Consider the following 25,855-nt stretch of genomic DNA (forward strand, 5'->3'; position numbering starts at 1 on the left):
ACGGCTGCCGCCTTGGTTGGAGTTGTTCGATGTCCCTGAAAATCACTGACGATTGCATCAACTGCGACGTCTGCGAACCCGAGTGCCCCAATGCCGCGATCTCCCAGGGCGAGGAGATCTACGTCATCGACCCGAACCTGTGCACCGAATGCGTCGGCCACTACGACGAGCCGCAATGCCAGCAGGTCTGCCCGGTCGACTGCATCCCCCTCGACGAAAACAACGTCGAGAGCAAGGAGCAACTGATGGAAAAGTACAAGAAGCTCACCGGCAAAGCCTGACGTCGCGCGTTTCGACACTTTTTCATTGAGTTCTCACAAACCCGCGGCGTTGTGGATTGTCTATCCTCCACCTTCGCCCCGTTTGGTTTTCCAGCCGGCCCTGCCGGCGGTTCGTGAGATGCCATGTCCCTGTTGAACTCCCGCTCCCGCGCCTCCCTGCTCGGCCTGTGCAGCCTCCTGCTGCTGAGCTTCGCCCTGCATGCCGCGGAACATCCGGCCCAGGCCAGCGTCGCCAGCGCGCACCCCTCGGCGACCGTGGCCGGTCTGGAGACCCTCGCCGACGGCGGTAACGCCTTCGACGCCGCCGTGGCCATCGCCGCCGCGCTGGCGGTGGCCGAGCCCTATGGCTCGGGCCTGGGCGGCGGCGGCTTCTTCCTGCTGCGCAAGGCCGGCAGCCCGCCGACCTACCACTTCATCGATGCCCGCGAGCGCGCGCCGCTGGCCGCCCACGCGCGGATGTACGAGCGCAACGGCAAGGTCGACCCGCAGCTGTCGCTCAACGGCCCGCTGGCCGCCGGCATCCCCGGCCTGCCCGCCGCCCTGGCGGACATCAGCAGCCGCTATGGCCGCAAGACCCTGGCGAACAACCTCGTGCCGGCGATCCGCCTGGCCACCGATGGCGTGTCCATCGACCGCGTCTATATCGACCGCGCCTCCTGGCGTCTGGACGCCATGCGCAAGGACCGCGAGACCGCGCGCATCTTCCTCGACCAGGGCAACCTCCCCGAGGAGTACAGCCTGATGCGCCAGCCGCAGCTGGCCAACACCCTGGAGAAGCTGGCGCGCTACGGCCGCATCGGCTTCTACGAAGGCGAGACCGCGCAGAAGCTGGTGGACGGCGTGCGCGCCGCCGGCGGGGTGTGGAGCCTGGAAGACCTCGCCAGCTACCGCACCGTGGAACGCCCCGCGCTGCGCTACCCGCTGGCCGACGGCCGCGAACTGATCAGCGCCCCGCCGCCCTCCGCAGGCGGCGTGGCCCTGGCGCAGAGCCTGGGCATGCTGCAGCAACTGCCCTGGCAGAAGGCCGAGCCGGTGCAGCGCGCGCATTACGTGGTGGAAGCCCTGCGCCGCGCCTACCGTGACCGCGGCCTGCTGGGCGACCCGGATCGCGTCGCCAACCCGGTCAACCAGTTGCTCGCCCCGGACTACCTCAAGCGCCTGGCCGCCGGCATCGACCCGCAGCGCGCCACGCCCAGTTCCTCCCTGCCGCCGGCGCCGGCCTGGCGCGAGGGCGACCACACGACCCATTTCGTGGTCATGGACGCCGACGGCAACGCCGTGGCCGCCACCCTCTCGGTCAACCTGCCGTTCGGCGCCGCCTTCACCGTGCCGGGCACCGGCGTGCTGCTCAACGACGAGATGGACGACTTCGCCACCGACGTCAGCGGCGCCAACGCCTATCAATTGGCCGGCAGCCAGGCCAACGCGGTGGCCGCGGGCAAGCGCCCGCTGTCGAGCATGAGCCCGAGCTTCATCGAAAGCCCCAGCGAACTGGCCGCTTTCGGCACGCCGGGCGGCAGCCGGATTCCCAGCATGGTGCTGCTGGCGATGCTGGAGTACCTGGACGGCAAGCCGGTGCAGCGCTGGGTCGCCGCGCCGCGCTACCACCACCAGTTCCTGCCCGACGTGATCGAGCACGAGCCGCGCGCCTTCAGCGCCGCCGAGATGGCCGACCTGCAACGCCGTGGCTACACGCTCAAGGACGTCGGGCGCGCCTACGGCAACCAGCAGGTGCTGCTGTGGAACAAGAAATCCGGCGAGGTGCAGTCCGCCAGCGACTCCCGCGGCATCGGACTGGCAACCGAGCTGGCGGCGCCGCTGCGCTGAGCGGCATTGACTGATCGGGCTGTGCTGATCAGGAAAGAATGAGCGCCGGCGCGTCATCCCCGGGGGCATTGAACAGACCATGTTCGGTGCCCAGCTGCAGCACGTTGCGCAGGCTCTGGATGATCCGGCTGACGTAGCCCAGGTCGTTCATCAGCGAGCTCATCTGCAGGCCATCCAGTTCCTGCCGGCGCACCGCGGCGAACAGGCGCTGGCGGAACGCCGCGTCGAATGCCGCCGCGCTCTCGTCGAGCAATTGCAGGCGCGCCACCAGCGCCTCCTCCGGCAGGTCCCCACCCAGCAACGATCCGAGCGCGCGCACCTCGCGCAGCATGGCAATCAGGTGCCGGCGCAGCTCGACGTAGGTGTCGCGCAGCCCGGAGGGCTCGCCGTGCAACGCCTGGCCGAGGTTCTTCTGCAGGTGCTTGGCGTCCTTCACCGCATCCACCAGCTGCAACGCCGCCACCTGGCAGGACAGCCAGAAGCGCTGGTGTTCCTCGTCCAGGGGCACTTCCAGGCGGCTCATGAAGCTCAGCAGGTCACCGTAGACTCCCTTGATATGGCGCTGGTAAAGCACCTCCGCGCCCAGCGCATGGCGGTCCGGCGCGGCGTGCAGCTCGCCTTCGTCGATGCGTGCCTGGGTGAGCATGTCCACCGGCAGGTACAGCGCGTGACAGATCACCTCGATGCTCAGCCGCGCCAGGTGCCGCAGTTCCTGCAACACCGCGCTGGCGGCGGCATCGGCGGAGTCCAGCGCGCGCTCGTTGAGGTAGCGCGCATGGGTGCGCTCGATGACCGGCAAGGCCGGCGCCATGTCGGTGATCAGCACGGCCGGCTCCTCCACCTCCGGCAGCCAGCGCACCAGTGCATTGGCCAGCGCGCCCTGCAGCGGCCAGAACAGCGCCACGCCCATGCCATTGAACAGGGTGTGGAACAGCGCCAGCTGGATCATCGGGTTGTCCGCCAGCCCCAGCGGCGTCACCAGCCAGTGCACCAGCCAGGTCAGCGGCGCGAGCAGGAAGAACGCCAGCACACCCGTCACCACGTTGAACAGCACGTGCGCGAGAGCCAAGCGCTGGCCGCTGCGGTTGCCGCCCAGGGAGCCGACGAACGCCGTGGTCACGCTGCTGCCGACGTTGGAGCCGATGGCGATCGCCAGGCTCTGGCCCAGCTCCAGTTGGCCGCCGGCGAGGGCCGCGAGGGTCAGCATCAGGGTCGCGTGGCTGGACTGCAGCACCACGGTGATGAGGATGCCGAAGGTGACGAAGAGCAGCGCGCCGAGCATGCCGTCATAGCGCAGCTCGCTCATGTCCATGGCGTCGCCGAAGCTGCCGAAGCCCTCCTTGATCTGGTCGATGCCCAGGAAAATGAAGGCGATCCCAAGCAGGATGCGCCCGGCGGCCTTGCTCTTGGGGCCGTTGAAGCCCATCAGCACGCCGAATACCAGCAGCGGCAGCGCCAACGGGCTGAGGCTGAGATTCTGCCCGGCCAGCGCCAGCAGCCAGATGCCGCTGGTGGCGCCCAGGTTGGCGCCGAACAGGATGGCGATGCCACCCGCCAACTGGATCAGCCCGGTGCTGATAAAGGCGATGGTGAGCAGGGAAACCAGGGTGGAGGATTGCAGCAGGAAAGTGCCGACCAGGCCGAACAGCAGGCTTTTGCCGCGGGTGGCGGTGCTTTTCTCCAGCCAGCGTTCGAGCTGGCTGCCGGCCAGGTCACGCAGGCCCTCTTCCAGGCACTGCATGCCGAACAGGAACAGCGCCAGGCCCGCCCCCAACTGCAGCAGACCGGCGCTGGACCAGAAGGTATAGCCCAGGACGAGGGCGACCAGCAGCAGAAGCAGCGGCCGCAGGTGCTTCTTCAGCGCGGTCAGGTTCATCGGCTACCCACGGCGTTTTACCCGGCAAACCGGGCGGGCGAGGCGGCCATGCCGCCGCGGCCGATCAGTCCTTCTTGTAGCCGCTGGTGGTGCAGCCCAGGCAGCGCACGAAGGCGGCCTTGCCCGGATCGACCACGAGCGCCTGACCGGCTTCCTTGACGTTGCCACCGGCCGCGCTGAACGGCAGGGTGACCACGAAGGCGGCGGTGCCGACCACGGTGGCGGCGATCAGCAGCGGGCGCGCGATCAGCAGGTCACCGAGCATCGAATAGAACGGCGGGGCCGAGACGACGTAGGTCGGGTCGCCACTGACGTTGCTCACTTCTTCCTGAGCAACAGCCGGCAGCACCGAAAATGCACAGACCAGTGCCATTGCAGTGGCGGCGGTGCGGAACAGGGTCATGGAGGGAAGTCCTTTTTTGTGTAGTTGGGGCAGGCAGACTGCCATAACTATAACAGCGCTCCATGACTTGTCGCGTGACAGCCTTCAATCGCCGAAGAATGCGTATTCCGGCTTTTTCGGCACGAACGGCCGGTAGAACGCCAGCATCCGGCGCAGGTCGGCGGCTTCGTCGCCGGTGGGCCAGAACGGCTCGCCGATGACGATGCGCCGGCCGGGGTAGTCCAGCGCTGCCAGCACGATGGGCACGCCCGCGCCACGGGCGATGTGGTAGAAGCCCATTTTCCAGCGCTCGACCTTCTTGCGCGTGCCCTCCGGGGAGAGGATCAGCATCATCTCGCGGCTGTCCGCGAAGGCCTGGATCGCCTGGTCCACGGTGTTGAGCTTGAGGTGGCGCTGGATCGGGATGCCGCCCCAGCGGCGCAGCAGGCCGCCGAAGGGCGCGCGGAAAATCGTGTGCTTGCCGAACCAGCGGGCGTTCAGGCGCAGGACGAACTTGGCCGCCAGGAACAGGACGAAATCCCAGTTGGAGGTGTGGTGCGCGCCGATCACCACGAACTTGTCCAGTGGCGGCAGCGCGCCGTCGATGCGCCAGCCGGCCACGCGCAGCATGCAGTGGCCGAGCGCCTCGGCGAACGGATTACGGGGCAGATAATTGCCGGACATGGGTCACCTGGAAGGCCCCTCGTCGGGGGCCATTGTTGTTATGGGCAGTTGGGGGCGCAGCGTACCGGCGCGCGCCGGCGGCGTCAGCGCTGGCAGCGCGGACAGTAGACGCTGGCGCGCTGGCCGAGACGCACCTCACGCAGGGTCGAGCCGCAGACCTTGCACGGCTCGCCGCCACGCCCGTAGGCGAACAGCTCCTGCTGGAAGTAGCCCGGCTGGCCGTCGCCGCCGACGAAGTCGCGCAGCGTGGTGCCGCCGCGCTCGATGGCGATGGCGAGGATGCGTTTGATCTCCTGGGCGAGCTTCACGTAGCGCGCCCGCGAGATCGTCCCCGCCTCGCGGCGCGGGTCGATGCCGGCGGCGAACAGCGCCTCGGTGGCGTAGATGTTGCCCACCCCGACCACCACCGCGTTATCCATGATGAAGGGCTTCACCGCCATGCTGCGGTTGCGTGACAGCTGGAACAGGCGCTCGCCCTCGAACGCATCGGTCAGCGGCTCGGGGCCCAGGTGGCGCAGCAGCTCGTGCTCCAGGGGCGTCAGGCTCCAGAGCAGCGCGCCGAAGCGACGCGGGTCCGTGTAGCGCAGCGCCATGCCCGATTCCAGCTCGATATCCACGTGTTCGTGGCGCGCCGCCGGCGTGCCGCACTCCACCAGGCGCAGGCTGCCGGACATGCCCAGGTGGCTGATCAGCGTCCCCACCTCGGCATTGAGCAGCAGGTACTTGGCGCGCCGTTCCACCTGCACGATGCGCTGCCCGGACAGGCGCACGTCCAGATCCTCCGGGATCGGCCAGCGCAGGCGGCGCTCGCGGACGACCACGCGGCTGACACGCTGGCCTTCGAGATGGGGCGCAATGCCCCGGCGGGTGGTTTCGACTTCAGGTAATTCAGGCATGGATCACAACTGCGTAGGAGCTTTGCTGTAGGAGCGAGCTTGCTCGCGAAAGAGTTGACCGGCAACTCCGATGCACAGAGCGTTCGCGAACAAGCTCGCTCCTGCAAAGGGGATAAGGTCAATCCAGCGTGCGGGCAAGCTGGATCAGGTCGCCGCGCCAGGCCGCATCCTTGGGCAGCGCGAGGAAGGACGTGTTGAGGAAACCCTCGCGCGCTTCGTAGGTGAAAGGCTCGCCCTGTACGTCCAGCACCTCGCCGCCGGCGCCTTCCAGCACGCCCTGGGCGGCGGCGGTGTCCCACTGGCTGGTCGGCGCCAGGCGCGGGTAGCAGTCCGCCGAGCCTTCGGCCAGCAGGCAGAACTTCAGCGAGCTGCCGATGTTGGCCAGGTTCAGGTCGCCGAAACGCTGCGCCAGGCCGGCCAGCAGGCTTTCCTGCTGCGGACTGGAGTGGCGCTTGCTGGCCACCACGGTGAAGACGTCGTCCGGCTCGCTGCGCACTTCGATGGCTTCGGGCTCGCCGCCGCGCTCCTCGCGCCAGGCGCCCAGGCCGTTGCCGCCGTAGTAGCAGCGGCCGCTGGCGGGAATCCCGACCACGCCGAAGACCACGCGGCCCTGCTCGATGAGCGCGACGTTGACGGTGAACTCGTCACTGCCGGAGATGAACTCCTTGGTGCCGTCCAGTGGGTCCACCAGCCACCAGCGGCTCCATTGGGCGCGACGCTCCAGCGGAATGTTGCAGTCCTCCTCGGACAGCACCGGCACGTCCGGCGCCAGGGCGCGCAGGCCGTCGGCCAGCAGGCGGTGGGCGGCCAGGTCGGCGGCGGTCACCGGCGACTCGTCGGACTTGCTCTGCACGTCCAGGTCACCGCGCCAGAACGGCAGGATGACATCGCCCGCCTTGTGCACCAGGTCGATCACGGCAGGCAGAAATGCATTCATCACGGCTGGAATTCCCCTCGTTGGGTCAGCAGGTCGCGCACCAGGTAGAGCGCGGCCAAAGCCCGTCCTTCACTGAACTGGGCATTCTGCGCGAGGCTGGAAAGCTCGCGCAGGTTGATCTTGTCCACGCCCATCGGCTCCGGCTCGTCGCCGGGCAGCGATTCCTCGTACAGGTCGCGGGCGAGCACCACCTGGATGCGCTGGCTCATGTAGCCGGGCGAGAGCGACAGCTCGGTGATGTGTTCGAGCTGGCGGGCGCCGTAGCCGGCCTCTTCCTTCAGCTCGCGGTTGGCGGCGTCGAGGATGTCCTCGCCCGGCTCCACCAGGCCCTTGGGCAGCGACAACTGGTACTCGTCGACCCCCGCGCAGTATTCCTCGACCAGCACGGCGTGCTCGGCATCGAGCATGGCGATCACCATCACCGCGCCATAGCCCTGCCCCTTGCCCACCAGGCGCTCGTAGGTACGCTCGACGCCATTGGAGAAGCGCAGCTGCAGCTCCTCGACGGCGAAGAGCCGGCTTCTGGCAACGATCTCTCGGGCGAGGACCGTAGGTTTCTGACGCATGGGGCGACTCCTGGGGGTGGCCGGGTCGGCTATGATAACCCGCCTTTTCCGATTCTCCGTGTCAGATATCGCGCCGATTCCTTCCGCGGACGGCGCAATTGCGACACCCTTTTGCGAAAGCCCAGCATGCCACGCCTGCCCTGGAACCAGATCGACACCGTGCTGCTCGACATGGACGGCACCCTGCTCGACCTGCATTTCGACAACCACTTCTGGCTCGAACACCTGCCCCGGCGCTACGCCGAGCACCACGGCATCAGCCGCGCCCAGGCCGACGCCGAGCTGCTGCCGCTGTTCCGCGACCACGCCGGCCAGCTCAACTGGTACTGCCTGGACTTCTGGAGCCGCGAGCTGAAGCTGTCGGTGCTGGATCTCAAGCATGAGGTCGCCGACCTCATCGCCCTGCGTCCGGACGCCGACCTGTTCCTCGCCGAGCTGCGCCGCCACGGCAAGCGCGCGGTGCTGATCACCAATGCGCACCGCGATTCGCTGTCGCTGAAGATGCAGCGCGTGGAGCTGTCGCCCTGGTTCGACCGGCTGATCAGCTCCCACGACTATGGCTTCCCCAAGGAAGACCAGCAGTTCTGGCAGGCGCTGCAGGCGGACGTCGGTTTCGACCCGGCACGCAGCCTGTTCATCGATGACAGCCTGCCGATCCTGCGGGCCGCGCGCACCTTCGGCGTTGCCCAGTTGCTCGCGGTGCGCCAGCCGGACAGCCGCCAGGGGCCGAAGGACACCGAGGAATTCGCCGCCCAGGAAGACTACCGGGCGCTGCTCGAGGGATTGTGACGCACGGGAATGCAGAAACAGCGAGCCCGGCACTGGGCCGGGCTCTCTGGCGTTATTCCGGAATCCGCAGCACCTGGCCGGGATAGATCTTGTCCGGATGGCTGAGCATCGGCTTGTTCGCCTCGAAAATCTTCATGTAGGCGTTGGCATTGCCGTACTCGGCCTTGGCGATGGCGCTCAGGGTGTCGCCCTTCTTCACCGTGACGAAACGCGCTTCGGCCGCCGGCGCTGCGGAAGCCGCCACCGTGATGTGGTCTTCGACGCCGGACACGCCGGCAACGTTGCCCAGGGTGAGGAGGATCTTCTCCTTCTCTTCCTGGCTGGCCACTTCACCGGTGGCGATGACCTTGTCGCCCTCGACGCTGAGCTGGATGTTCGGGTTGCCCAGGCCGACATTGGCGATGTGGTCCTTGAGCGACTCGGCCGCTTTGGCCTCGTTGCCCACAATGCTGTCCCACAGCTTCTCGCCGGCTTCCTTAACGAACGCAAAAATGCCCATTTCCAACCTCCCTACGGTTACAGTGACAGGCGGCCGGCATTGGGCAGACCGCGCGCCCCTGGAGTCTAGACGGGGTCTTCCGCGGCGCCTGACGGAAAACTCCTAATCCGCCGCCACCCGACAGAACGCCCCGGAGCTTCCCGCCGATGGACATCAAGCAGCTGAAATTCCTCTGCGCCCTGGACGAGACGCGTCACTTCGGCCAGGCGGCGGCGCGCTGCCATGTCACCCAGCCGACCCTGTCCATGCGCCTGCGCGGCCTGGAGGACGAACTGGGCCTGGAGCTGGTGCGCCGCGGGCAGCGCTTCGAAGGGTTCACCGAGGCCGGCGAGCGCGTGCTGGCCTGGGCGCGCAGCCTGCTGGCGGCCCATGACGGGCTGTATGCCGAGGCGGCCGCCTGCCGCGGGCAACTGGTCGGCACCCTGCGCCTGGGCCTGGTGCCACTGGCGGGGTTCGACCCGATGCGCCTGATCGAGCTGTTCGCCCAGCGCCACCCGGAGCTGCGCTTCCAGCTGTTCGCCCTGAGCTCGGAGAACATCCTCGAAGGCCTGGGGCGCAACCAGCTGGACCTCGGCCTGTCGTACCTCGACCGCCTCGACCGCGAGCACTTCGACAGCCTGGAACTGGCCGCCACGCGCATGGGCCTGCTGCACGACCGCCGGCACTTCCAGATCGACAGCCCGACCCTGAGCTGGGACGCCCTCGCCGAAATGCCGCTGGGGCTGCTGGCCTCCGGGATGCACTTCCGCCAGTCCATCGACCATGGCTTTCGCAGCCGCGGCCTCGCGCCCCAGGCCCGCCTGGAGACCGACGCGGTGCACCAACTGGTGCAGGCCGTGGAGCGCGGCCTGTGCTGCGCGATCATGCCGCTGGGCAGCGGGCTGGATGCCCAGGGCCAGCACTTTGCGCTGACCCCGATCGACGACGCGCGCACCTTGGCGCCGCTGGGGCTGATCCTGCGTCGCAGCGAGCCGCGCTCGGCGCTGGCCGAAGCCTGCTTCCGCGAAGCGGCGGCCTTGCTGGGCAGCGCCGACAGCGACCGATAGAGCGCGTCGATCACAACATCGACAGCAGTCATTAGACGCTGTCGCGGCATCGGCATAGTCTGGTCGCATTACTAGAACCATAGGGCTCAGCCCATGCCTTGCCTGATCCCCCGCCCGGCCGGCGCCGAGGTCCGGGACGCCGTCGCGCCTGCCGATGGCTACCACTACGCCGAACTCACCCCGGAGAGCGCCGCCGGTCACGCCGCGCTGGCCGGGGAAATTGCCCTGGCGATCGCCTACAACGGCCTCAGCCAGGCGGTGATGATGGTCTCGCCCCACGACCTGGAAGACTTCGTCCACGGCTTCAGCCTGGGCGCAGGCCTCATCCAGTCCATCGACGACATCTATGACGTGCGCCTGACGTCCCATGGCGACGCCATCGCCGCCGAAGTGCAGGTCAGCAACCGCGCCTTCTGGGCCCTCAAGGACCAGCGCCGGCAACTGGCCGGCAACACCGGCTGCGGCCTGTGCGGCGTCGAGGCGCTGGACCAGGCGCTGCCCGACCTGCCGGTGCTGCCGGCGGCACCGCTGCCACCGGCCGCGCACCTCGAACACCTGCGCGAACGGGTCAATGCCGTGCAGGAACTCGGTCGCCGCAGCGGCGCCCTGCACGCCGCGCTGTTCGTCGATGCCGCCGGCGAGATCCGCCTGTGCCGCGAAGACATCGGCCGCCACAACGCCCTGGACAAACTGATCGGCGCGCTCAAGCGCCAGCGCCTGGAGCTGGCTGGCGGCTTCGTCGTGGTCACCAGCCGCTGCAGCCTGGAACTTATCCACAAGGCCGTGCGCGCCGGGTTGTCCACCCTGGTCAGCTTCTCCGCACCCACCGCGCTCACCGTGCAGTGGGCCCGCGAACACCAGCTGAACCTCATCCACCTGCCCCACCGCAGCGCGCCCCGGGTCTACAGCCCGGCGCCGCCCGCCGCCTGATCGCCCGCTTGCCCGAAAGAGATCCCATGAGCCTGCAGCAAGACAATCCCCGCTACCAACCCTACAAGGGCGCCGCCGCCGGCTGGGGCGCGCTGATCAGCGTCACGCGCTTCTGGCTGGACAGCAAACAGCCGTTCAAGAACCTGCGCGCCCTGCTCAAGACCAACCAGAACGGCGGCTTCGACTGCCCCGGTTGCGCCTGGGGCGATTCCCCGGAAGACGGCCGGGTGAAGTTCTGCGAGAACGGCGCCAAGGCGGTCAACTGGGAAGCCACCAAGCGCCGCGTCGACCCGGCCTTCTTCGCCCGCCACAGCGTCAGCTCGCTGCGCGAACAGAGCGACTACTGGCTCGAATACCAGGGCCGCCTGACCGAGCCGATGCGCTACGACCCGGCCACCGACCGCTACCAGCCGATCGCCTGGGACGACGCCTTCGCCCTCATCGCGCAGCACCTGAACGCGCTGGAAAGTCCCCACCAGGCCGAGTTCTATACCTCCGGCCGGGCCAGCAACGAAGCGGCCTTTCTCTACCAGCTGTTCGTCCGCGCCTTCGGCACCAACAACTTCCCCGACTGCTCGAACATGTGCCACGAGGCCAGCGGCGTCGCCCTGGGCCAGAGCGTGGGCATCGGCAAGGGCACGGTGACCTTCGACGATTTCGAGCACGCCGACGCGATCTTCGTCTTCGGCCAGAACCCCGGCACCAACCACCCGCGCATGCTCGAGCCGCTGCGTGAAGCAGTGAAGCGCGGCGCCCAGGTGGTCGCCTTCAACCCGTTGAAGGAACGCGGCCTGGAACGCTTCCAGCACCCGCAGCACGCGCTGGAAATGCTCACCAATGGCTCCGAGCCACTCAACACCGCGTTCTTCCGCCCCGCACTGGGCGGCGACATGGCCGCCGTGCGCGGCATCGCCAAGTTCCTCCTGCAATGGGAACGCGAGGCCCAGGCCAAGGGCGAGCCGGCAGTGTTCGACCATGCCTTCATCGCCGAACACACCCAGGGCGTGGATGCCTACCTGGCGGTGGTGGATGACACAAGCTGGGAGCACATCGTCCAGCAGTCGGGCCTGAGCCTTGCGGAGATCGAGCAGGCCGCGCTCATGTACCGCCGCGCCGAGCGGGTGATCGTCTGCTGGGCCATGGGCATCACCCAGCACCATCACTCGGTGCCGACCATCCAGGAACTGGTCAGCCTGCAACTGCTGCGCGGCAACGTCGGCCGCCCCGGCGCCGGCCTGTGCCCGGTGCGCGGCCACAGCAACGTGCAGGGCGACCGCACCATGGGCATCAACGACCGCCCGCCGGCGGCGCTGCTGGACGCCATCGAGCGCCGCTTCCAGTTCAAGGTGCCGCGGGAGAACGGCCACAACACCGTCGAGGCGATCAACGCCATGCTCGCCGGCGAGGCCAAGGTGTTCATCGGCCTGGGCGGCAACTTCGCCCAGGCGACCCCGGACAGCCCGCGCACTCACCAGGCCTTGCGTAATTGCGCGCTGACCGTGCAGATCAGCACCAAGCTCAACCGCAGCCACCTCACCGTCGGCCGCGATGCGCTGATCCTGCCGTGCCTGGGCCGCACCGACATCGACCGCCAGGCCGAGGGCCCGCAGGCGGTCACCGTGGAAGACTCCTTCAGCATGATCCACGCGTCGTTCGGCCAGCTGGAGCCGTCGTCGAAGCAGATGCGCTCGGAGCCGGCGATCATTGCCGGGATCGCCAAGGCCACCCTGGGCAACCACCCGGTGGACTGGGACGCGCTGATCGCCAACTACGACCGCATCCGCGAGCTGATCGCCGACACCATCCCCGGCTTCGCCGACTTCAACCGCCGCGTGGCCAACCCGGGCGGCTTCCACCTGGGCAACTCAGCCGGCGCGCGGCGCTGGAACACCGCCAGCGGCAAGGCCAACTTCCACCACCACCCGCTGCCGGCGGACCTGGTCCACGCGAAGATCCGCGAGACTGGCCAGGAGCCGCACCTGATCCTGCAGACCTTGCGCTCCCACGACCAGTACAACACCACCATCTATGGCCTGGACGACCGCTACCGCGGCGTGCGCGGCCACCGCGAGGTGGTGTTCGCCAACGAGGCGGACATCCGCCGTCTGGGCTTCGAGCCCGGCGAGAAGGTGGACATGGTGTCGCTCTGGTCCGATGGCGTGGATCGTCGCGTCAGCGGCTTCACCCTGCTGGCCTACGACATTCCCGCCGGCCAGGCCGCCGCCTACTACCCGGAGACCAACCCGTTGGTGCCGCTGGACAGCCACGGCGTGGGCAGCCACACGCCGACCTCGAAGTTCGTCGCCATCCGCTTCGAGAAGGCGCGGCCGAGTCTGCGGATCGTCTGATGACCTGACGCTTCAATGCGCCTTACTGGGCCATGCGCGCGATCGCGGGCATGGCCCGCTCCTACAGCTCCGGCTGACGTGCTCTTCGTAGGAGCGAGCTTGCTCGCGAAGCGTTTCTGCGGACGCGCCACTGCGCATCCTGCGAAAAATCCGCCGGATTTGCATCACGTAGGAAGGGGATGAAGGCTACACTCGAAGGGGCCAGGGTGATTTCCGTGAAAAGCCATCATTTCAATGGCTATTTGTGGCGAAAACACCGCAAAAACGGAACCCTGGAACAACACTCAGACCGCCTGAAATCGAAAAAGTTCTGACCACAAATCAAATACTTGCAATATTTGATGAAAGTCGTGTTACTCGTCGGAACCCCCTTGTCAGAGCCTTCGCACGAACCGAGGATCGCTTCCAACATCCCCACAGAGAGATCCTCTCTATGAAGTACTCCTCGATGCTCCTGTTGTCCTTTGCGCTGGTCGGTGGCACCGCCTACGCGGACGGCGACACCCGTGCCGGCGTCGGTGGCGCCCTGGGCGGGGTATTGGGTTCGGTCATCGGCCAGTCGGTCGGTGGCAGCACCGGCGCCGCCATTGGTAGCGGTATCGGCGGTGCGGCCGGTGGCGCGGTCGGTGCCCGTCACGGCAACAAGACGGAAGCCGCCATCGGCGGTGGCCTGGGCGCAGCCGGCGGCCAGGTGATCGGCAACAAGATGGGCGGCACCACCGGTGGCCTGATCGGCGCGGCCCTGGGTGGCGGTGCCGGCGGCGCGCTGGGCAACCATTACGCCGACAACAACCGCGATGACGACGATGATGACTACCGCCATGGCTACCGCCGCGCGCGCTACGACGATCGCTACGACCGCCGCTGGCACGACAACGGTCGCCACCGTGGCTGGTACAAGCACAAGCATCACCATCGCGACTGGGATTGATCTGCGGCATTGCTGACCGCGATCAGTCCACGGAAACGACGACTGACAGCCGGGCCTGATTGCCCGGCTGTTTCGTGTGCGGGACAATTCCCCCGATAACTCCTACCTTCAGGTTCGCAACATGCGTAAGACTCTCTCTGTTCTGGCCCTGGCCTTGCTGGCCAGCCATGCCCTGGCCGACGACACCAAATCCGCCATCGGCGGCGGCGTCGGCGGTGCCCTGGGCAACGTCGTCGGCGGCGCCCTGGGCGGTTCCACCGGCGCGGCCATCGGCGCCGGCGTAGGCGGTGCAGCGGGCGGCGCGATGGGCGCGAAGAACGGCAACAAGACCGAGGCCGCCATCGGCGGCGGCCTGGGTGCAGCCGGCGGCTCGGTGATCGGCAACAAGGTCGGCGGCTCCACCGGCAGCGCCATTGGCGCGGGCCTGGGCGGCGCAGCCGGCGGCGCGCTGGGCAACCACATGGCCGATGACAACAACGACGACCATCACAGCGGTGGCGGCCACCACAAGGGCAAAGGCCACTACAAGAACAAGCACAAGCATCACGACGACTGACGGATGCCGGTGTGAAAAAGCCCGCCTATTGGCGGGCTTTTTCGTTCCGGGTTCAGGGTTCAGGCGCAGGCCGGCAGACAGGACAGCAACGCGCTCAATTCCGCCGGCGGGCGCCGCTCGATGCGGCGGTACTCGCCGCCGTCGTCGGTGCGCGCAAGCCAGCCGCCATCCACCAGCGCCCGGCGCAACAGCAGGTGGTCGCCGAGGCGCTCCTGGGCGCGCAGCCGTGCGTTGAGCTCCTTTTCGCTCCAGCGCTGGCGCGCTGGCAGCCGCGACCACAGGACCCACAGGCAGGCCTCGCGGTGGCTGCGCTTCTTTGGCCAGCGCTGCAGGCAGCCGGCATCGTCGAAGTAGCGCCGCCATTGCTCGACGCGGCGAAAATCCACCACCGCCTCGGGCTCGGCCTCGCGGGCCAGGCGGGATTGGGCCTGGTGGCTGGCGCGCAGCGCCTGGTAGTTGCGAAAGCCCACCGCGCGGGCGAGCAGGTTGAGCAGTTCGACGTGGCCTGGGCGTTCGGGCGCTTCGTCGAGCTGGCGCGCCAGGGATTTCGCCAGGGCGGTGATGTCGGGGGCGTGGTAGGGCAAGCGTTGCCTGGACACAGTGCAATCCTCGTTGCGTGCCAAGACCTCGCAGGGAGGTAATCGGGGGTCGCCGTTCCGATGCGGCACGGGGAAAGTGTGTCGGATCGTCAACGATGCGGGGAACCGCGCGGCAGGTTTAGCGCTCTCCATACGGAGCGGCGACGCCTGGGTGAACTGCCGACCGAGGGCCAGCATAGGCCGGACGCCGCGCCCGGGACAAGCCCCGTGCCATTTCGCGAGCCTGGTATAGGCTTGCCGGGGAAGGATCACTGCCAAAAAGGAGTTGCTCGTGAAAGCTCTCGCTGCCGCCGCCCTGCTGCTGACGCTCCGCGCCGCGCAGGCCGCGTATGCCGGGGACTGGCAGGTGTGCCAGCTGGAAGTGGAAATCACCGCGGCGCTCAAGCTGCCCGTGCGCGGGCTGGAAGGCCAGGTGAAATCGGCCAAGCCGCGCGCCGCGGGCACCGAGTGCCCGAGCCCGGGCGAGCTGATCGCCTTCGAACCGGAAAGCGCCGACTGGCAGAGCCGCATCCCGCGCCAGCACTGGCCGGCGCCTGGGCAACGGGTGTGGATGCGCTACCAGTACCTGGACGGCATCTGCAAGGGCGACGGCAACAGCCGGCCGTGCCGGATCGAGCATTATCCGATGGGCTGGTGAGAAGAGGCCCGCCGCTGCAGGAGTGGGCCATGCCCGCGATGCGGGTGTTTGTGTCGGCTGTGTGGGAACGATGAAGCCAATGTAGGAGCGAGCTTGCTCGCGAACCGCAAGGCACCGATGTTCACCTGCAGGGCGGCCACACCGGGCAGCGCGCTCCCCGAATGTCCGGCCTGGTGGCAGGGCACCTGAAACGCCGGCCCTGCCGGCGCATCGCGGGCATGGCCCGCTCCTACAGGGCGGCCGGGGACTTCCGTTTACGTAGGAGCGGACCTTGTCCGCGAATTCCTTGGCGTCGGAACTACGAGTTGCCGGCCAGCAGTTGCCGGCGAGCGCCCGCTCCCAAGGGTGGTGGCGTTCAGAACGCTGCGAATCAGCCGCGGACCAGCACTTCCATCGCCCCGCGCAGCGCCGGGGGAATCGACACGGGTCGATTGCTCGCGCGGTCCACGAACACATGCACGAACTTGCCGGCCGCGCAGGCCAGTTCCTCGTTTTCGCGGAAGATCGCCAGCTCGTACTGCACCGAGCTGTTGCCCAGCTTGCCGACCCGCAGGCCGACCTCGATGCGTTCGGGGAAGGCCACCGGCGCGAAGTAGTCGCAGCTGGAGCTGACCACGAAGCCCACCACCTCGCCCTCGTGGATATCCAGGCCACCGCGCTCGATCAGGTAGGTGTTCACCGCCGTGTCGAAGAAGCCGTAGTAGGTCACGTTGTTCACGTGGCCGTAAATGTCGTTGTCGTGCCAGCGCGTGGTGATCGGCTGGAAGTGTGCGTAGTCGGCGCGGCTGGGGTGCTGTTCGCTCATCGGGTTCTCAGAAGGCGGCTCGGTAGATGGCCAGCGCGTCGCGCTCGCTGACCTCGCGGGGATTATTCACCAGCAGGCGCTGTTGCAGCATCGCATCGGCGGCCAGGCGCGGCAGGCTGTCCTCCGGCACGCCGGCATCGCGCAGGCGCGACGGCAGGCCGCTGCGCGGGCTGAGGGCGGCCAGTTCGGCGATGAACTGCTCGGTGCGGTCGGCGTCGCTGCGCAGGCGCTCGCCCAGCAGCAGCGGCGCCAGCTCGGCGTAGAGCTTGCCGGCATTGGGCGCATTGAAGCGGATCACTTCCGGCAACACCAGCGCGTTGCTCAGGCCATGGGGAATGAGGAAATGCCCGCCCAGCGGGTAAGCCAGCGCGTGCACGGCCGCCACCGGAGCGTTGGCGAAGGCCTGGCCGGCCAGGCAGGCGCCCAGCAGCATGGCCTGGCGCGCCTCGCGGTTGCCGCCGTTGTGCACCGCCTCGTCGAGATTCAGCGCCAGCAGGCGCAGCGCCTCGCGGGCCAGCAGGTCGGAGAGCGGATTCTTCTTCAGCTTGCTGGTGTACGCCTCGATGGCGTGGACCATGGCGTCGATGCCGGTAGCCGCGGTGACCGCCGGCGGCAGGCCGAGGGTGAGGTCGGCATCGAGCACAGCGAGATCGGGCAGCAGGTGCGGGCTGACCACGCCCATCTTGGTGGTTTCCCCGGTGGTGACGATGGCGATGGGGGTCACTTCCGAGCCGGTGCCGGCGGTGGTCGGCACCTGGATCAGCGGCAGGCGCGGGCCGCGGGCATTGCTCACACCGAAGATGTCCTTCAGGCCCTGGGTCGCGCCGGGGTGGGCCAGCAGCGCCACCAGCTTGGCGACGTCCATCGAACTGCCGCCGCCGAACCCGATCACCAGTTGCGCCGCCATCCTGCGCGCCTGATCGGCGGCTTCCAGCACCACGCTTTCCGGTGGGTCCGCGAGCACCTGGTCGAAGACTTCCACCGCCACGCCGGCCGCAGCGAAGCCCGGCAGCACGCCATCGAGCATGTTTAGGCGGGTGATGCCCGGGTCGGTGACGATGAGCACGCGATGGGCGCCGCGCTCGCGGCAAAGCTCGCCCAGGCGGGCGGCGGAGCCACTTTCGCAGAGGATCTGCGCGGTGGTGGCGAAGCTGAAAGGCTGCATGACGGTCCCCGGTCTTGTCGTTGTTCGGCGGAAAATCCGTGGGCCGCTGCACGCGGCCAGCCGGGGGAGCATAGCAATGCCGGGCGGACTCATGAAACCTCGTACCGCCAGGCGAAACAGTTATTCACGAGATGAATGCTGCGGTAGGAAATTTCATAGGCGTAGGAGCGGATTCATCCGCGATCGATTTCCGGCCGCTCCGAGCCAGCCGGTTGCACATCGCGGACAGAGTCCGCTCCTACAAAATCGGCTCGCAGAAACGAGAAAGGCCGGCATTGCGCCGGCCTTTTTCATCGAGGAGAGGTCAGACGGCGACCGGCGCCTTGATGTGCGGGTGGGCCTGGTAGCCGACCAGTTCGAAGTCCTCGAAGCGGAAGTCGAACAGGTCCTTCACCTCGGGGTTGATCTTCATGGTGGGCAGCGGCAGCGGCTGGCGGGTCAGCTGCAGGTCGGCCTGTTCCAGGTGGTTGGCGTACAGGTGGCAGTCGCCGCCGGTCCAGATGAACTCGCCCGGTTGCAGCCCGGCGACCTGCGCCACCATCAGCGTCAGCAGCGCGTAGCTGGCGATGTTGAAGGGCACGCCGAGGAAGCTTACCACCCCATCTTACTGCACACTACGTAGCCGCACATGCCATCCAAACAGATTCTAACTGTGTGCAGTATGAATTTTGCACAGCAACGAAGCAAGAACTTTTGCTCATTGGGCTCGAATCCTCGCTGATAGGCCCGCATCTGACGACGTAAAGCGGCGCGCAATAAAGGCTAGGCGGGGCAGCTAACGTCGGAGCACGGCCTTCAACTGAGATTGGAGAACCTTGTCTAAGGCCCGCCATTCGGCATGAGTCTCAACGTAGGCAGCAGTTAGGATCGCAAGAGGATGTACGCCCAAGCATTCAGCAATCTCTTCAATCTTTGCAAGCGTCGGCGTCCGTTTTCCGCTTTCGACACGACTGACGTAGGCCTGATCCATCCCTAGGCTCGTTTGAGCCAAGTCTAAGACGTCTCGGAACTCGCGTACCGCTCTAGCAATATCGTTTTCTATCTTCATCGCTCTTGGCAAATGAAAAATATGGGGCCAGAATGCGCCCTCTATTGCTATGTACATTTGTACATATTTTTTAGAATATTATGTGACCTCGACACCCTTGCTTAGCTAGCTTTTGGGATAGCACCTAATGAGAGCTACACCTCACGGACGAAATTCACTCAGTTAATAGATTCCGCCTAATCAGTTACGAGGCATAGATGCAAGAACGCAGCGACACTTTTCTCACGACGCATTTTCCAAAATTGGTTTGCATTGACCAGTCCGATGGAATCCGTTTATTCGGCTTCGAATGTGGAGACGGTTGGTTTGGACTAATTTATGGAGTCATGCTGTTGATTGACCGATACGCATCTGAGAAATCGATGGATGTTCACCTCAGACAGGTCAAAGAGAAATTCGGTCTGTTGCGTATATACAAGTCTGGTGGAGACGAGAACATAGAATTAATGATTGATATAGCAGAACTAGTTTCTGGGACTTTGTGCGAAATTTGCGGTGACCCTGGACAAGCAATCAATACACAAGGGTGGGTGAGCACACGTTGCACTAAGCACTGCACACATGATTCATCAATCGGCCATATCTATAAAGGCCCTTATCACAGATATGGCCCTACATATGCAGGGACTGTTGCCGCAATAATCGGCTTATTTGGCAAAATTGCTTTGCGCTGGATACAAGAGCCGGTTCGCGGTCTGGGAAACCAAAAACCTCTTGATTTACTTGGATCTGTGGGTGGTTGCCGAGAGGTACTTAGATTAATAAATCAATTGGAACATGGAGTATATGTGTAGCGTAAAGCAAAATCTACGGAGCGCGTAGTATGTGTGTGAAAATGGCTAATCACCCAAATTTGCTCGACCATCTTAAGGACAAGCTTGCATTCGAGTTCTCAAGTGGCGCAGTAAATCTTCAATTAGTACGGAGCTATATATCATCTCCGCGCCTATTCGACTTCTACATCAAAGATTCCGGCGCACTTAAAATCGTAGAGGCTGGCGATACCTTCTTGGATCACAGAACCATGCTGGCTGATCGCCTTCAGCCCACATATGCTATTTCGTACGCGGAGTGGCAGAGACATAAACCATCGCTTGAAATATTAGAACTCTCTAGCCCATGGGATGCGAATATCGTGAATATTCAAGTTTGGCCATATGAACCGACTGAATTAGACGACTTCCAAATGCTAATTGCCGTGGCCTTGTCATACACCCGAAATGAACTAGACGCAGAGTCCCGGATATCCTCGGCGCTACATGAACTCGTATCCCAGTACGGCTTTTATGCCGACGGCTTCTAGGCTCCAACTTAACATCAGGTGCCGCCTTCGGGGCGACACCTATTACCTGGCAGCTAACTTAGCGGGCCAAGGCATTTATCACCAAGACGAATATATTTAAACTCAACACCGCTAGTCGATTCCTTAAACGCGGCATCGGAATCATCAAAAGAGGCTGCAACTATTGCTTGCAATCCTGGCTCTGAGGAAAGCATTTTGAACAGTGCCAACTGACTCTTTGTCGCCATAGAGTGTTGCCCAGGCTCATCTAATATAATTATCCCAGGATGATTTCCCTTGACGGTAGGATGAGCCGAGGTCTGATACAAAGCTATAATATAACTCCAAATAAGGCGAACAAAATCGCTCGCACTTGAGTTCTGAGCCATATCACCATCTTTGGGTGCTGCTTCTTTTTCTTTCTTCTCGGCAGGCGTGTCTACGATTTCTCTAAGTTCAATCTTGGCGAGATATGGAAGGAGAGTATGCTTGTCGAATTCAATATCTTTAATTGGGGCGCTTTGATAGTCAAAAGCACCCGCATTCGACCTGAACAACTTAAAGAACAAATCTATCCTGGATAGATCTTCTGTAGAGTAATGGAATGCAGAAAGTGCATTTCTGCGCTCCTGATTTTTCTTCAGCCCCCTTGAGAGTTCGGAAAAATCATGAATTAGGCCGTCCAGACTCAGTGAGAACTTCCCAATCTTCTCTAACTCAATATCAATGAACAGTTGCTGTTTTAAAATCGCCCGCGAGAATGTTGTCCCTTTAGTGGCGTCGTCTCGAAGTGCTGCCAGAATTGATCGCGCTCTTTCTAGTCTAGCCCCCAAATCCTTTACAGACAGCTCTGCTTCTTCAATTTTCAGGCGAATTCCCGATTCTTGCCGAGAAAGCATTTTAGCTTGGCTTTCAAGATATCGAATATTAGTATCGATATCCATCTTGCTTCCGATTTCGTTCATTCCTGACAGAGAGTCTTCAATATGCTGATGACAGGTCGGACATGAGTCTCTTGCCGTTTCAAGTCCTAGTTCAGCACCATATTTTTTAAGCTTTTGAGCCACCTGATTCTTCGCAAGCTCGTCAGCTGCCTGCCGTGCAATCAAGGTATGATTAGTTAGGGTTGCTTTATGAATTGCCAGATTGCTTAAAGCATTTTCATAGTTGAAAGCCAAGCTATTTATTTCATTTGTCTTAGACTCAATATTCTCAACTACTTTTTTATCAGTCCCATCAGTAATTGATCCATTCTGCTTTTCAAGTTGCTCGTGTTTGCGCCGGAGACTTGCCACAAATGCGGATAGATGGTGAGACTTTCCATCAACAACCTTCTCGGCAACAATATTTTCTGCCTCTAGGTCTGAGACAATCCGAGGAGGAAGACCCTCTAACTTCAGACCTAGATCTCTTGCTTCAATAGAGGCCTTTTTAAAGAGCCCATTCCACTCATTGTTGAGTCGATCAGATTCAATGTCCAACTCGGCCCTGATGGCCTGCTGTTCGAAAACGTCGGTCCCAAGAAGGAACTCCACAACCTTTATTCGAGCGTCACGAACACTATAAAAAGGAATATTGGCAATGTAATCAGTCCACCCTCTCTTTTGCTCAACTGCAAATGCAGCGAACACTGCTTGAAGATATAATTTAACCTTTTTGCCTGAAGAGTCATAAACCTCCGGCAGACTAAGCCCCAAAAAACGCTCTAGGAATGTAAAGAATCCCTCTTGGTATACTGCACTGTAGCCGTCGTGAATAAATTTGTACTCGGTTGGACCAACATGATCCTCGGTCAGAACTGGCCCTTCGACAATTCTTGCCAACTTCGAGTTGAATTTCTCACTCTTAATTGTTCTCGTGATCGTTACGACCCGGCCTTCTTGATTCTCTATCTCAATAGAAACACTTGAGTCAGTTATTATATGTGTTTCATCTTCATATTCTATTCGGTTGCGAACAGCATATTGCAGAGCCCCTTCGTTCTTGCCACCTACAAGCTCTTCCATACCTAAGCTATAGAGAAGACTGTTTACTATCGTGCTCTTACCAGAAGAGTTTGAGCCACGAATTATGTTTAGCCCCCGAGAAAATGTTTCATAAAATCCGAAATTTTCTTTACCGCACTCGATGCTTATCTTAAATGCTCTAATATACATAACTTATTCCCATCCCTTGGCAGCACCGGAAACCATTGGTTCAGTAAGGCCTTTTCCAATTAGTTTAAGGGCGTCCTTTTCCACCGCGAGCGAATCATGATATTTATTGATCTCAGCTAGGAAGTCGGCACCTTTTTTGGTAATACCTATGCTGTTCCCCTCAATTTCAAGAAGACCTTCTTCGACTGAGAGCTGAAGTGCAATCGCAAGGGCTGGGTCAAATCCCCATACTGGCAGAGATAGACTTTTTGTCCGAACAGCATTTTGCAGAAGCTCAACTCTTGATCTGGACTTTAAGGCCCAGTTCAGAAGATGTAGCTTTATTAGACTACATTTTTTGCCTCGGCCACATATGTCAATTATCAAAAGCGCCTGAGAGACTTTATAAAGCGGGCGATGCTCGGCAAGAACGGGGGATGGGCGCTTAGTAAATTTTACTTTTGCCATCTTGATTACTCATAATCCAATTGGCAGAGGCCCAACCAATTTGCAACTGCATGTTCCACAATCCGAGTGCTAAGAACATAATCGACATGAGACTTAAGCTCCTCTTCAAGGCGTCTCTTGAGGTCGCTCTTTATCTTCTCTGTCAGTTCGTCGGGTGTCGCTCGAAGGGTATCGCACCACTCGTAAACCTCGCCCTCGAACGTCCCTAAGATACGGTCTACTTTATGGAATAGCACTGGGGAAATTGTATCCAGCTCACTGCGGAACTGCCCAAAACTCAAGAAATTGTCCATTGTCTTAGCATAAATTCGCTGGACCTTGGCTTTTTGCCTCGGATCAGCCATATCTACGCTTACCGCGCCTTGGCTTGCAGCCACACGAATTTTTGACTTGCGAAGTATGTGTTCTTCGTATTCGGTCAAATCACCATTTAAATCCGGCAAAGTCAGAGACACGCCTTCTACATATATAGCTTCACCCGTGAGGCTTTTCTGCTCGTGAATCTCTCTAGCATAGAAATCCCCATCATGCAGTAGAATCCCAAATTCAGGCCCAAGAATGCTTAAACCCCAACCCCTGGCTTCTTTCGCCTTCTCTTGCGCATGAACTAGGAGTTTATTCCTATCTATCTCGGGCGTAATAAATATCCATCGATGTATTAAAGAATCTCCGATCCTTTCTTTTATTTCCGACTCGTAAGTCCTGAGCTTTTCTATATCTTTGGATATTTTTTCTTTTTGCTTTTTGAAGAGTGTAGTTGGGTCGTATGTCTTACTGGGGCAGTAACACTGAAAGGCTACGCCAGTTCGACCGACAAAACCTTCAATGCCGAAATCTCCCGGAGAGGCCGGCATTTCCTGGTAATCGTCGTCGATATGCTTTGCTTTGAAAATTAGCTGGAATAGGGCTTCCCAGCTGTTTCCATCGAATGGGCCAAACTTCGTAAGGTGCATTCGTACTTCCCGTCCTTTAGCACTCTGATCCCTCCTTGGGCAGGAGGATCGCCTCTCTGTAAGGCAGAGAATACGCACAAGCAAGGTGGCTGGCCAGCACTGAGCCACTACGCCAGAGGGAGTCGCCCCATGGAAGGATAGGACAGGGCAACGGGGCAGGAGAGACAGCCGTGCGGATTGATCATTTGCGATGCTGACAAACGCCAACCGCATCGCAGGACGACGGGCCGCTACAAGCTATACCTAGATTGCAGCGGTAAGCCGCTTCGAGACATGCTCATGCGGTCGGACTAACGCTTGCCCGCCTGCTCGAAAAAATCCCCCTAATCGCAGCAAAAAACTCATACCACTTATTGGCTGGATTAAAGTCCAATGCATTCAAGAGTTGACCTAGGTTTTCTCGTTTCAGGGTAAATCAAGGAGATCCACTGGATAGGGTTTCCGCTATCAAAATCAACCGCAAGCTCTCGGATACTCCTAAGTGAAGGATAATCGGCGGCAGTGACATGTATTTGGTCAAGGCACTCTTTCAGATTCCCCGATAACCTATAGCGCTCCGCCAGTGCAAGACCGAGACATGCTTCAACTTTATTAGAAAGCAATATCCCCGACTTATTGAATCGCTGCTTATAATATGCCTTATAATATTTTTCGTGTTCTTTTACATCCCATTCGGAGTCCACTCCTAGGATTGCATGCGTAATTAAAGACTCCAACGAGGGCACAGTGATAGCATGTATATCACCCTTAGATATTTTTGCCTTTGACTGCTGGTCGCTACGGACAAAATTATTGAATATGAAGTGCATGCCAAGCAGCGCCCGTTTCTGACCAAGCTTTAACCCCTTAAACTTCAAGCCAGCACCTATTACCTCCCTTACGTCGTAAATCTTACCTTTTGGATACTCCTCATAAAACTTCCCAATTAGATCGACAAATCCATTGAAGTATCCAAAACAATTATGTGGGTTCAGACCTCTAGTATCGCCGACCCACATTGAAGGGCACAGCTTGGCGGTCATTATATTGGGATTGTCTGCTGAGTAGTTGCAGGGCTCTCTTTCAATTTTCTCTTGTCTTGATATGAACTCAAGAATTACGGCCTTTGTCAGACGCAGAAGTCCTTGAAATGAAAATAGAAGCTTTCCATCGACCACGATGGTCTCCGCCCCCGTACCATGGTGCATATTCCGAGGAAGGGCGACAAGTTCATGGACGTACTTTGATCTCGTCTGATACAAGTTACTCAGGGCTTCATCAAGATCCTTTTTCCCTACGGGACGAGCTTCCGATTCCGCCAGTTTTCCGAAGTAGTCAATTGGCACATGTGAGCTGACGAACTGCTTAAATCTTCTACTAAGGGCTACATGCTCACTGGATAGGATAGCCTCTCTGATTGCTTCGGAGGCGTCAGCAGGAAGCCCTTCCAAGGCTTCATCGATAGGCTTTCTCTTCGAATCATTAAGGTCGGCCCAAGACGTTTTGTAGTTATCAAAATTCTGTACAAGCGACTCTAAAGAAATAATCAGCAGAGTATATGCAAGGTCGAGATCATCTTTAGATCTGTACACAGCAGTAATGTACGATCTGATTGCCTTGATAGCAGCCAAGTATTGAGGGCGACGCAACCCTATTAGATCCGCCGCAACCAACTTCAAATGAGTTAACTCAGACAAGCTTACGACAACATCAGACGAGAAATATCGATTAAGTATTGGATTATCAGAATCCCTTCTAATCCTGCTTTTCTCTATTAGCATCCTTTCCGCCATTTTCATATCTGGCGTACATGTCACACCAAGGACAAAGGCCACTACATCGGAGAAATCCTGAATGTAAACATCAATACAATTGGAGACCAACACCCCTGGACCGTTAGCGGTAAGCTCAATATTTTCGGTTATGGTGCAACTCAACACATTGGGAAAACTTCTAGACGAGAGACTTTGAATTACTCCTATTGCTGTATCAACTTGATCTTCTGCGAGAAGGCTAATATTCGTATAAACCACACCTCGAAGGACATTGGTTCGATCAATACCGTAAGTGAATAGTTTCCCTGTAGCAGCTTGCAGCATTTCAACTCCCTTCCCTGCAATCATTCAGACGCTGAGTCCAACTATATTGCTCAATATATACTGAGAACATAAAAGAGTCCCGACTGCCCAACACTCTAGGCCCGTCCGACTGAACATCCACTTCTCGCTCGTCCGAA

25 protein-coding genes and 1 pseudogene are annotated in these 25,855 nt (G+C 61.3%); 10 read left to right on the forward strand and 16 right to left on the reverse strand.

Translation table 11 applies throughout. From position 1 onward, the window contains the following. Positions 1 to 29 precede the first annotated feature (29 nt). Complete coding sequence (locus ACNFIA_RS01180; protein WP_207885708.1) at positions 30 to 281, forward strand: YfhL family 4Fe-4S dicluster ferredoxin; 252 nt, start codon at positions 30 to 32, stop codon at positions 279 to 281. Between the two features lie 123 nt (positions 282 to 404). Then, positions 405 to 2,108 carry a gamma-glutamyltransferase family protein gene (locus ACNFIA_RS01185; RefSeq protein WP_416782589.1) on the forward strand — a complete coding sequence of 568 codons (1,704 nt, stop codon included), beginning with the start codon at positions 405 to 407 and terminating at the stop codon, positions 2,106 to 2,108. A gap of 28 nt (positions 2,109 to 2,136) precedes the next feature. Here ACNFIA_RS01185 and ACNFIA_RS01190 read toward each other — a convergent pair whose 3' ends face one another. The 6 genes from ACNFIA_RS01190 to nudE all read right to left on the reverse strand — a co-directional run bounded on the left by ACNFIA_RS01190 (position 2,137) and on the right by nudE (position 7,449). Then, complete coding sequence (locus ACNFIA_RS01190; RefSeq protein WP_416782590.1) at positions 2,137 to 3,984, reverse strand: Na/Pi cotransporter family protein; 1,848 nt, start codon at positions 3,982 to 3,984, stop codon at positions 2,137 to 2,139. A 64-nt stretch (positions 3,985 to 4,048) separates the two neighbouring features. Beyond that, positions 4,049 to 4,387 carry a multidrug transporter gene (locus ACNFIA_RS01195; RefSeq protein ID WP_192432261.1) on the reverse strand — a complete coding sequence of 113 codons (339 nt, stop codon included), beginning with the start codon at positions 4,385 to 4,387 and terminating at the stop codon, positions 4,049 to 4,051. Positions 4,388 to 4,471: 84 nt separating this feature from the next. Beyond that, positions 4,472 to 5,050, reverse strand: coding sequence for a lysophospholipid acyltransferase family protein (locus tag ACNFIA_RS01200; RefSeq protein ID WP_416782591.1), 579 nt, complete (start codon positions 5,048 to 5,050; stop codon positions 4,472 to 4,474). A gap of 83 nt (positions 5,051 to 5,133) precedes the next feature. Further along, entirely contained in the window at positions 5,134 to 5,946 is an 813-nt protein-coding gene (mutM, locus tag ACNFIA_RS01205) for a bifunctional DNA-formamidopyrimidine glycosylase/DNA-(apurinic or apyrimidinic site) lyase (protein WP_054907793.1), read from the reverse strand. Between the two features lie 118 nt (positions 5,947 to 6,064). Beyond that, on the reverse strand, positions 6,065 to 6,883 hold the full coding sequence (cysQ, locus tag ACNFIA_RS01210; protein ID WP_259758724.1) for a 3'(2'),5'-bisphosphate nucleotidase CysQ: 819 nt from the start codon (positions 6,881 to 6,883) through the stop codon (positions 6,065 to 6,067). Continuing rightward, positions 6,883 to 7,449, reverse strand: a complete 567-nt coding sequence (gene nudE, locus ACNFIA_RS01215) for an ADP compounds hydrolase NudE (protein WP_253442314.1) — start codon at positions 7,447 to 7,449, stop codon at positions 6,883 to 6,885. The genes cysQ and nudE overlap by 1 nt, the downstream gene beginning before the upstream one ends. A 126-nt stretch (positions 7,450 to 7,575) precedes the next feature. On the opposite strand from nudE, the gene yrfG reads away from it, so the two are divergent. Further along, a complete protein-coding gene (gene yrfG / locus ACNFIA_RS01220; protein WP_259758721.1) occupies positions 7,576 to 8,238 on the forward strand; it encodes a GMP/IMP nucleotidase in 663 nt (220 codons plus the stop codon). Positions 8,239 to 8,290: 52 nt separating this feature from the next. On the opposite strand, the gene lysM is transcribed toward yrfG, so the two are convergent. Continuing rightward, a complete protein-coding gene (gene lysM, locus ACNFIA_RS01225; RefSeq protein WP_259758719.1) occupies positions 8,291 to 8,737 on the reverse strand; it encodes a peptidoglycan-binding protein LysM in 447 nt (148 codons plus the stop codon). Positions 8,738 to 8,883: 146 nt separating this feature from the next. Between lysM and ACNFIA_RS01230 the strand changes: the two genes are divergently transcribed. The 5 genes from ACNFIA_RS01230 to ACNFIA_RS01250 all read left to right on the forward strand — a co-directional run bounded on the left by ACNFIA_RS01230 (position 8,884) and on the right by ACNFIA_RS01250 (position 14,548). After that, entirely contained in the window at positions 8,884 to 9,783 is a 900-nt protein-coding gene (locus ACNFIA_RS01230) for a LysR family transcriptional regulator (protein ID WP_416782592.1), read from the forward strand. Between the two features lie 93 nt (positions 9,784 to 9,876). Beyond that, positions 9,877 to 10,713 carry a formate dehydrogenase accessory sulfurtransferase FdhD gene (fdhD, locus tag ACNFIA_RS01235; RefSeq protein WP_416782593.1) on the forward strand — a complete coding sequence of 279 codons (837 nt, stop codon included), beginning with the start codon at positions 9,877 to 9,879 and terminating at the stop codon, positions 10,711 to 10,713. A gap of 26 nt (positions 10,714 to 10,739) precedes the next feature. After that, positions 10,740 to 13,061 carry an FdhF/YdeP family oxidoreductase gene (locus ACNFIA_RS01240; RefSeq protein WP_416782594.1) on the forward strand — a complete coding sequence of 774 codons (2,322 nt, stop codon included), beginning with the start codon at positions 10,740 to 10,742 and terminating at the stop codon, positions 13,059 to 13,061. A 433-nt stretch (positions 13,062 to 13,494) separates the two neighbouring features. Further along, the gene (locus tag ACNFIA_RS01245; RefSeq protein WP_259758711.1) at positions 13,495 to 13,992 is read left to right on the forward strand and encodes a glycine zipper domain-containing protein; all 498 of its coding nucleotides are present in this window, start codon (positions 13,495 to 13,497) and stop codon (positions 13,990 to 13,992) included. Positions 13,993 to 14,113: 121 nt separating this feature from the next. Next, the gene (locus ACNFIA_RS01250; RefSeq protein ID WP_259758710.1) at positions 14,114 to 14,548 is read left to right on the forward strand and encodes a glycine zipper domain-containing protein; all 435 of its coding nucleotides are present in this window, start codon (positions 14,114 to 14,116) and stop codon (positions 14,546 to 14,548) included. A 59-nt stretch (positions 14,549 to 14,607) separates the two neighbouring features. Here ACNFIA_RS01250 and ACNFIA_RS01255 read toward each other — a convergent pair whose 3' ends face one another. After that, complete coding sequence (locus ACNFIA_RS01255) at positions 14,608 to 15,147, reverse strand: DUF2087 domain-containing protein (protein ID WP_416782595.1); 540 nt, start codon at positions 15,145 to 15,147, stop codon at positions 14,608 to 14,610. 271 nt (positions 15,148 to 15,418) lie between these two features. Between ACNFIA_RS01255 and ACNFIA_RS01260 the strand changes: the two genes are divergently transcribed. After that, positions 15,419 to 15,784 (forward strand): hypothetical protein, encoded by a 366-nt coding sequence (locus tag ACNFIA_RS01260; RefSeq protein WP_416782596.1) that lies wholly within the window; start codon positions 15,419 to 15,421, stop codon positions 15,782 to 15,784. Positions 15,785 to 16,154: 370 nt separating this feature from the next. On the opposite strand, the gene ACNFIA_RS01265 is transcribed toward ACNFIA_RS01260, so the two are convergent. From ACNFIA_RS01265 to ACNFIA_RS01280, 4 genes and pseudogenes are all read right to left on the reverse strand, one after another. Continuing rightward, on the reverse strand, positions 16,155 to 16,589 hold the full coding sequence (locus ACNFIA_RS01265; protein ID WP_416782597.1) for an acyl-CoA thioesterase: 435 nt from the start codon (positions 16,587 to 16,589) through the stop codon (positions 16,155 to 16,157). 7 nt (positions 16,590 to 16,596) lie between these two features. Further along, positions 16,597 to 17,754, reverse strand: coding sequence for an iron-containing alcohol dehydrogenase (locus tag ACNFIA_RS01270; protein WP_416782598.1), 1,158 nt, complete (start codon positions 17,752 to 17,754; stop codon positions 16,597 to 16,599). 304 nt (positions 17,755 to 18,058) lie between these two features. Continuing rightward, positions 18,059 to 18,343 (reverse strand): annotated as a pseudogene (thyA, locus tag ACNFIA_RS01275) (thymidylate synthase); the annotation flags it as partial. A 186-nt stretch (positions 18,344 to 18,529) separates the two neighbouring features. Then, the gene (locus ACNFIA_RS01280) at positions 18,530 to 18,859 is read right to left on the reverse strand and encodes a helix-turn-helix domain-containing protein (RefSeq protein WP_416782599.1); all 330 of its coding nucleotides are present in this window, start codon (positions 18,857 to 18,859) and stop codon (positions 18,530 to 18,532) included. Positions 18,860 to 18,999: 140 nt separating this feature from the next. On the opposite strand from ACNFIA_RS01280, the gene ACNFIA_RS01285 reads away from it, so the two are divergent. Further along, positions 19,000 to 19,596: an antitoxin Xre/MbcA/ParS toxin-binding domain-containing protein gene (locus ACNFIA_RS01285; protein ID WP_416782600.1), complete on the forward strand. Its 597-nt coding sequence runs from the start codon at positions 19,000 to 19,002 to the stop codon at positions 19,594 to 19,596. Positions 19,597 to 20,158: 562 nt separating this feature from the next. Here the strand turns inward: ACNFIA_RS01285 and ACNFIA_RS01290 are convergent. The 4 genes from ACNFIA_RS01290 to ACNFIA_RS01305 all read right to left on the reverse strand — a co-directional run bounded on the left by ACNFIA_RS01290 (position 20,159) and on the right by ACNFIA_RS01305 (position 25,718). Next, positions 20,159 to 22,240, reverse strand: a complete 2,082-nt coding sequence (locus ACNFIA_RS01290; RefSeq protein ID WP_416782602.1) for an AAA family ATPase — start codon at positions 22,238 to 22,240, stop codon at positions 20,159 to 20,161. Between the two features lie 3 nt (positions 22,241 to 22,243). Next, positions 22,244 to 22,687 carry a hypothetical protein gene (locus ACNFIA_RS01295; RefSeq protein ID WP_416782603.1) on the reverse strand — a complete coding sequence of 148 codons (444 nt, stop codon included), beginning with the start codon at positions 22,685 to 22,687 and terminating at the stop codon, positions 22,244 to 22,246. Positions 22,688 to 22,692: 5 nt separating this feature from the next. Beyond that, positions 22,693 to 23,640 carry a hypothetical protein gene (locus ACNFIA_RS01300; RefSeq protein WP_416782604.1) on the reverse strand — a complete coding sequence of 316 codons (948 nt, stop codon included), beginning with the start codon at positions 23,638 to 23,640 and terminating at the stop codon, positions 22,693 to 22,695. 362 nt (positions 23,641 to 24,002) lie between these two features. Further along, the gene (locus ACNFIA_RS01305; protein WP_416782605.1) at positions 24,003 to 25,718 is read right to left on the reverse strand and encodes a hypothetical protein; all 1,716 of its coding nucleotides are present in this window, start codon (positions 25,716 to 25,718) and stop codon (positions 24,003 to 24,005) included. Positions 25,719 to 25,855 lie beyond the last annotated feature (137 nt).

The organism is Pseudomonas sp. NY15437, assembly GCF_048068435.1.
GTDB classification, from domain to species: Bacteria; Pseudomonadota; Gammaproteobacteria; order Pseudomonadales; family Pseudomonadaceae; genus Pseudomonas; species Pseudomonas nitroreducens_B.

What these genes read in the sequence shown, in the direction of transcription:
- ACNFIA_RS01270 (WP_416782598.1), bottom strand. Translation starts at nt 17,754, where the DNA reads ATGCAGCCTTTCAGCTTCGCCACCACCGCGCAGATCCTCTGCGAAAGT.
- ACNFIA_RS01280 (WP_416782599.1), bottom strand. Translation starts at nt 18,859, where the DNA reads ATGTACATAGCAATAGAGGGCGCATTCTGGCCCCATATTTTTCATTTG.
- mutM (WP_054907793.1), bottom strand. Translation starts at nt 5,946, where the DNA reads ATGCCTGAATTACCTGAAGTCGAAACCACCCGCCGGGGCATTGCGCCC.
- lysM (WP_259758719.1), bottom strand. Translation starts at nt 8,737, where the DNA reads ATGGGCATTTTTGCGTTCGTTAAGGAAGCCGGCGAGAAGCTGTGGGAC.
- yrfG (WP_259758721.1), top strand. Translation starts at nt 7,576, where the DNA reads ATGCCACGCCTGCCCTGGAACCAGATCGACACCGTGCTGCTCGACATG.
- cysQ (WP_259758724.1), bottom strand. Translation starts at nt 6,883, where the DNA reads ATGAATGCATTTCTGCCTGCCGTGATCGACCTGGTGCACAAGGCGGGC.
- ACNFIA_RS01195 (WP_192432261.1), bottom strand. Translation starts at nt 4,387, where the DNA reads ATGACCCTGTTCCGCACCGCCGCCACTGCAATGGCACTGGTCTGTGCA.
- ACNFIA_RS01190 (WP_416782590.1), bottom strand. Translation starts at nt 3,984, where the DNA reads ATGAACCTGACCGCGCTGAAGAAGCACCTGCGGCCGCTGCTTCTGCTG.
- ACNFIA_RS01295 (WP_416782603.1), bottom strand. Translation starts at nt 22,687, where the DNA reads ATGGCAAAAGTAAAATTTACTAAGCGCCCATCCCCCGTTCTTGCCGAG.
- nudE (WP_253442314.1), bottom strand. Translation starts at nt 7,449, where the DNA reads ATGCGTCAGAAACCTACGGTCCTCGCCCGAGAGATCGTTGCCAGAAGC.
- ACNFIA_RS01180 (WP_207885708.1), top strand. Translation starts at nt 30, where the DNA reads ATGTCCCTGAAAATCACTGACGATTGCATCAACTGCGACGTCTGCGAA.
- ACNFIA_RS01305 (WP_416782605.1), bottom strand. Translation starts at nt 25,718, where the DNA reads ATGCTGCAAGCTGCTACAGGGAAACTATTCACTTACGGTATTGATCGA.
- ACNFIA_RS01245 (WP_259758711.1), top strand. Translation starts at nt 13,495, where the DNA reads ATGAAGTACTCCTCGATGCTCCTGTTGTCCTTTGCGCTGGTCGGTGGC.
- ACNFIA_RS01290 (WP_416782602.1), bottom strand. Translation starts at nt 22,240, where the DNA reads ATGTATATTAGAGCATTTAAGATAAGCATCGAGTGCGGTAAAGAAAAT.
- ACNFIA_RS01285 (WP_416782600.1), top strand. Translation starts at nt 19,000, where the DNA reads ATGCAAGAACGCAGCGACACTTTTCTCACGACGCATTTTCCAAAATTG.
- ACNFIA_RS01185 (WP_416782589.1), top strand. Translation starts at nt 405, where the DNA reads ATGTCCCTGTTGAACTCCCGCTCCCGCGCCTCCCTGCTCGGCCTGTGC.
- ACNFIA_RS01230 (WP_416782592.1), top strand. Translation starts at nt 8,884, where the DNA reads ATGGACATCAAGCAGCTGAAATTCCTCTGCGCCCTGGACGAGACGCGT.
- fdhD (WP_416782593.1), top strand. Translation starts at nt 9,877, where the DNA reads ATGCCTTGCCTGATCCCCCGCCCGGCCGGCGCCGAGGTCCGGGACGCC.
- ACNFIA_RS01240 (WP_416782594.1), top strand. Translation starts at nt 10,740, where the DNA reads ATGAGCCTGCAGCAAGACAATCCCCGCTACCAACCCTACAAGGGCGCC.
- ACNFIA_RS01200 (WP_416782591.1), bottom strand. Translation starts at nt 5,050, where the DNA reads ATGTCCGGCAATTATCTGCCCCGTAATCCGTTCGCCGAGGCGCTCGGC.
- ACNFIA_RS01265 (WP_416782597.1), bottom strand. Translation starts at nt 16,589, where the DNA reads ATGAGCGAACAGCACCCCAGCCGCGCCGACTACGCACACTTCCAGCCG.
- ACNFIA_RS01250 (WP_259758710.1), top strand. Translation starts at nt 14,114, where the DNA reads ATGCGTAAGACTCTCTCTGTTCTGGCCCTGGCCTTGCTGGCCAGCCAT.
- ACNFIA_RS01300 (WP_416782604.1), bottom strand. Translation starts at nt 23,640, where the DNA reads ATGCACCTTACGAAGTTTGGCCCATTCGATGGAAACAGCTGGGAAGCC.